Source organism: Streptomyces sp. WM4235 (assembly GCF_001279725.1).
Classification (GTDB): Bacteria; Actinomycetota; Actinomycetes; order Streptomycetales; family Streptomycetaceae; genus Streptomyces.
The window spans coordinates 1-4550 of sequence record NZ_LGDE01000107.1 but is presented as its reverse complement, the minus strand read 5'-3'; the positions used below and the strand labels follow the sequence as shown (position 1 = coordinate 4550).

Sequence of the window (4550 nt, the reverse complement as noted above, 5' to 3'; positions counted from 1 at the left end):
CTCGGTGAAGGCGTCGGCTGCGGGCGCGCGCATCGGGAGGTTCGGCAGTGGGGTTCCAAGCCAGAGCGGATGCGGGATGGGCGACGGGGCTGGCTGCCGAAGGCGTGGCGCATGATCAGGCCACGAGCAGTACCGAGTGGAGCAGTACCAGCAGTTCGCGGTATCAGCAGTACAGCAGTTCCCGTAGGTAGGTAGTTGATCATCCGAGGGATGAACGGAGGAGCGAGGCGCCATCAGGATCGCCCGGACGCGGTGACAGGGTCCGGGTACCGCAGGACATCGTGAGTGAGGTGGTCTCCGGTCAAGCAACCGCGATCCCCGCATCCTCGACCGAGTCTCGGTCGGGTCAGCGGAAACAGAAGGCCGGCGCGGTATCAGGGCCGGCGGATGGTGTAGCAATTCCTTCGGGGCCCTGGCGCGACATGCGCCAGGGCCCCTCCACGCGTTTCATGAGTGAGGTGCCAGTGACAGCAGAAACCCCGACCGGCCCGCTCGGCGGCCACCTGGACGACGACGACTACCCCGCCTACACGATGGGTCGGGCCGCCGAGATGCTCGGCACCACTCAGGGCTTCCTCCGCGCCATCGGCGATGCCCGCCTGATCACACCGCTGCGTTCCGCGGGCGGGCACCGTCGCTACTCCCGCTATCAGCTCCGTATCGCCGCCCGCGCGCGTGAGCTTGTCGACCAGGGCACCTCGATCGAGGCCGCTTGCCGGATCGTGGCTCTGGAGGATCAGTTGGAGGAAGCCCAGCGGATCAACGCCGAGTACCGTCGCGCCGCCGAAGCCGCCGGCCCGCCCTCGGGAGAGTCCTGACGGGCAGGTCTCGTCGAACGGTCGACGCTGGTGGGTGGTCCAGCATGTCGCGGCGACGCCGCCGGCCGTGGTGATGAGTCCGATGAGCCGGCCGGGGACCCGCTGCACGTGGTGGGTCGCCGACGGCAACCCCTACTGCTTCCACGACATTCGCATCGCCGGCCGCGGCACCATCCGCGTCCACACCGGGACCGGCCGCGACACCCCGCACCGACGTCTTCCAGGGCAAGCGGGAGTACATCGGGGGCGACCGCCGACACCGCCACGGCTGGCGGCCGCCTGTGACCGGGCCAGAGTTGAATGCGTGATGATCCGTGTGCGGGGCGGCCCAACAGCCGCCCCGCACACACCCGTTCCGCGCTCGTCGAGCGAGTGGGCGGCCAGGGGCGTGCGTCACCCTGCGGCTGGGCCGGTGTTCCCGGGGTGCGTCACCAGCGAGCGGGGAACGGCTGTCGAGTGCGGCGCGAGGGTGGTCGGCTTCCTGGCCGGTGGCGAACGTGTCTGGGCCCCGACCTGGGGGAGTAGGTCGGGGCCCAGCGGGGTGCAGCGGCCGAGGCCGTGCGTGGGTCAGTGGCGGAAGGTGTCCTTGACGTCTTCCTTGGCCTGGCGGGCGTTGCCCTTGGCCTGGTCTGCGTGGCCTTCGGCGGTCATGCGCTGGTTGCCGACGGCGCGGCCGACACCCTCCTTGACCTTGCCCTTGGCCTGCTCGACGTGTGCCTTGCTCTTCTCCGTGCCCGACATCGGGACCTCCTCGTGACGTACCGGATTGGTCGTGACCGTCCTCCTGCTCCCGAACTCCGTCCGTAAACCCCCACCCCGAGTCCTGTCCGACTTCTCGCACAGTCCGTCTGCGTGCACCGGCCGCGATGGCAGGGCGGTGGCCTACGGCTCGGGCCCCGGAACCCGAGCGCCCGTCCGGCCTTGGTGCGCCGTCACCGCTCGGACGGGAGTGTGGTCGCCGCGCGCGTCGGCGCCGACCACACGCAACTCCGCGGATCCCTCAGGTAGTCGCCTCGCACCCCTCCTCCGGCTACGTGCACGCGGAGGGCGCGGACGTCGCGGAGACGGCCGCCCGGATGGAGAACGTTCCGGAGCACTTCAGGGTGGACGTCGTCCCGGCGCGCGCTGAGCGGTCGCGGCGGGGGCACCCGCCTTCGCCCCGCGCCCGCCCCGCCTCCCGAAATCGCGTTGTGCCGTCGGCGCACGGCAGGTGAGGATTCTGAACCATGGGACATCTGGAAGCCTCGCACCTGGAGTACTACCTGCCCGATGGGACGGTGTTGCTCGGCGATGCCTCGTTCAGAGTGGGTGAGGGGTCGGTGGCAGCCCTGGTCGGTGCCAACGGCGCCGGCAAGACGACGCTGCTGCGGCTGATCTCGGGCGATCTGCAGCCGCACAGCGGGAGCGTCACCTCCAGCGGCGGCATCGGAGTCATGCACCAGTTCGTCGGCTCGGTGCGCGACGGCCGCACGGTGCGCGACCTGCTGGTGTCGGTGTCACAGCCGCGGATCAAGAAGGCCGCGGCCGCCGTGGACACGGCCGAGCACCTGATCATGACGGTCGACGACGAGGCCGCGCAGATGGCGTACGCGCAGGCGCTCAGCGACTGGGCCGAGGCCCGTGGGTACGAGGCCGAGACGGTCTGGGACATCTGCACGACGGCGGCCCTCGGCATGCCGTACGACCGGGCCCGGTTCCGCGAGGTGCGGACGCTGTCGGGCGGCGAGCAGAAGCGACTCGTGCTGGAGGCGCTGCTGCGCGGCCCGGACGAGGTGCTCCTGTTGGACGAGCCGGACAACTACCTGGACGTCCCCGGCAAGCGGTGGCTGGAGGAGCGACTGAAGGAGACCCGCAAGACGGTGCTGTTCATCTCCCACGACCGGGAGCTGTTGGCACGGGCCGCGCAGCGGATCGTCGCGGTGGAGCCCGGTCCGGCCGGATCCGACGTGTGGGTGCACGGCGGGGGCTTCGGGACGTTCCCCGAGGCGCGGGAGGAGCGGTTCGCGCGCTTCGACGAACTGCGCCGGCGCTGGGACGAGAAGCGGGCGCAGCTCAAGCGGCTGGTGCAGGATCTCCAGCAGTACGCCGCGCGCAGTGACGACATGGCCTCGCGCTATCAGGCGGCCAAGACCCGGCTGCGCAAGTTCGAGGAGATCGGCCCGCCGCCGGAGCCGCCGCGCAAGCAGGACATCCGGATGCGTCTGCAGGGCGGCCGCACCGGCGTACGGGCTGTGGTCTGCGAGGACGTGGAGCTCACGGGGCTGATGAAGCCGTTCTCCCTGGAGGTCTTCTACGGGGAGCGCGTCGCGGTGCTCGGCTCGAACGGCTCGGGGAAGTCGCATTTCCTCCGGCTGTTGGCGGGTGAGGACGTCAGGCACACGGGCAAGTGGAAGCTGGGGGCGCGGGTTGTGCCGGGGCACTTCGCCCAGACGCACGCGCACCCCGAGCTGATGGGACGCGCCCTGGTCGACATTCTCTGGACGGAGCATGCCAAGGACCGGGGCGGGGCGATGTCGGCACTGCGGCGGTACGAGCTGGAACGCCAGGGGGACCAGCCCTTCGACAGATTGTCGGGCGGCCAGCAGGCACGTTTCCAGATCCTGCTGCTGGAACTGGCGGGCACCACCGCGCTGCTCCTCGACGAGCCGACGGACAACCTGGACCTGGAGTCGGCGGAGGCTCTGCAGGAGGGGCTGGAGGCGTACGAGGGCACGGTGCTGGCGGTGACACACGACCGCTGGTTCGCGCGTTCCTTCGACCGCTATCTGGTGTTCGGCTCGGACGGGGTCGTCCGGGAGACCTCGGAGCCGGTGTGGGACGAGCGCCGGGTCGAGCGGGTTCGCTGAGCGACCGCACTCGCGGGTTTCAACCGCACCCGGTTGGACGAGTGGGCCTACCTGCGGCCCCCAGACGTGCACGTAGTCCCGGATGCCGGTGCCGTCGCGCGTCGGGTAGTTCGTTGGCCAAGAGACCGCGTATGCACGTGGTCCGGGTGCCCGGAGGAGCCGTAGGCGTCAGGGGGACGCCCTCGGTCTTGACGCGGACGTAGCGGACGGGACTGTCGGGCATGGGACCTGCTTCCTTCCGGAACGGGGACGGTCTTCGGGGCACCGCCGCCATGCCCGCGCCCTCCAGCAGACTCTCGATCTGCGCCTGGGTGAGCCCCGGCTCGGTGGGCGGCGGCAGCGGTACGGGGGAGGGGAAGGCGGCGACGAGCGCGTACGGCGCGACGCGCACCCCGAAGGACCCCGGCGGCAGCGGACGGTCGCGGGCCGCGGCGGCGACCAGACGGGCCGCCCGTACCGCCCCCGCGACGTCGTCGGTGGCGCCGACGACCACGGCGACGGTCCGCCGGTTGGCGGGGTGCCCCGGATCGAAGACGGGCGGCAGGCGCAGCTTCACCTCGGTACGGAGGTACTCGCCGGACTCGCGCAGGTCCTCCACGGTGACGAGGCCATGGCTGCGCATGAACCCGTCCAGGTCCAGGAAGCGGAACTGGTCGCGGAACTCGTCCAGGCTGTCGTACGCGTCGGCGGCCTTGACTACGAGGGAGTCGAGGCGGGCCGTGCCTCACCGTCGATGTCGATACGGCTGCTCGGGTGGACGAAACCACCGTTGGAGCAACCCCTGCAATGAGCCTTTTCCAACCTCATGTTGAGGCGTGGTGAAGGACGAGTACGGCCTTGACGATGTCGGTGATCCGGTTGGTGCTGCAGCGGAGCTTCCGCAGGA

5 protein-coding genes and 1 pseudogene are annotated in these 4550 nt (G+C 70.5%); 3 read left to right on the top strand and 3 right to left on the bottom strand.

Annotated elements, in window-relative coordinates:
* Positions 1–449 precede the first annotated feature (449 nt).
* Positions 450–818 (top strand): MerR family transcriptional regulator, encoded by a 369-nt coding sequence (locus tag ADK55_RS10625; RefSeq protein WP_053677369.1) that lies wholly within the window; start codon positions 450–452, stop codon positions 816–818.
* Positions 819–1385: 567 nt separating this feature from the next.
* On the opposite strand, the gene ADK55_RS36245 is transcribed toward ADK55_RS10625, so the two are convergent.
* Positions 1386–1559 (bottom strand): CsbD family protein, encoded by a 174-nt coding sequence (locus ADK55_RS36245; RefSeq protein WP_078998760.1) that lies wholly within the window; start codon positions 1557–1559, stop codon positions 1386–1388.
* A 485-nt stretch (positions 1560–2044) separates the two neighbouring features.
* Between ADK55_RS36245 and ADK55_RS10620 the strand changes: the two genes are divergently transcribed.
* Complete coding sequence (locus tag ADK55_RS10620) at positions 2045–3664, top strand: ABC-F family ATP-binding cassette domain-containing protein (protein WP_053677367.1); 1620 nt, start codon at positions 2045–2047, stop codon at positions 3662–3664.
* Between the two features lie 19 nt (positions 3665–3683).
* Here the strand turns inward: ADK55_RS10620 and ADK55_RS10615 are convergent, their stop codons facing one another.
* A complete protein-coding gene (locus tag ADK55_RS10615; protein WP_053677365.1) occupies positions 3684–4286 on the bottom strand; it encodes a hypothetical protein in 603 nt (200 codons plus the stop codon).
* Here ADK55_RS10615 and ADK55_RS10610 point away from each other — a divergent pair.
* A complete protein-coding gene (locus tag ADK55_RS10610; protein ID WP_053677363.1) occupies positions 4275–4454 on the top strand; it encodes a hypothetical protein in 180 nt (59 codons plus the stop codon). The two genes, ADK55_RS10615 and ADK55_RS10610, sit on opposite strands and share 12 nt — an antisense overlap.
* Positions 4455–4467: 13 nt before the next feature.
* Here ADK55_RS10610 and ADK55_RS37570 read toward each other — a convergent pair.
* Positions 4468–4550: pseudogene (locus ADK55_RS37570) on the bottom strand (IS5/IS1182 family transposase); the annotation flags it as partial.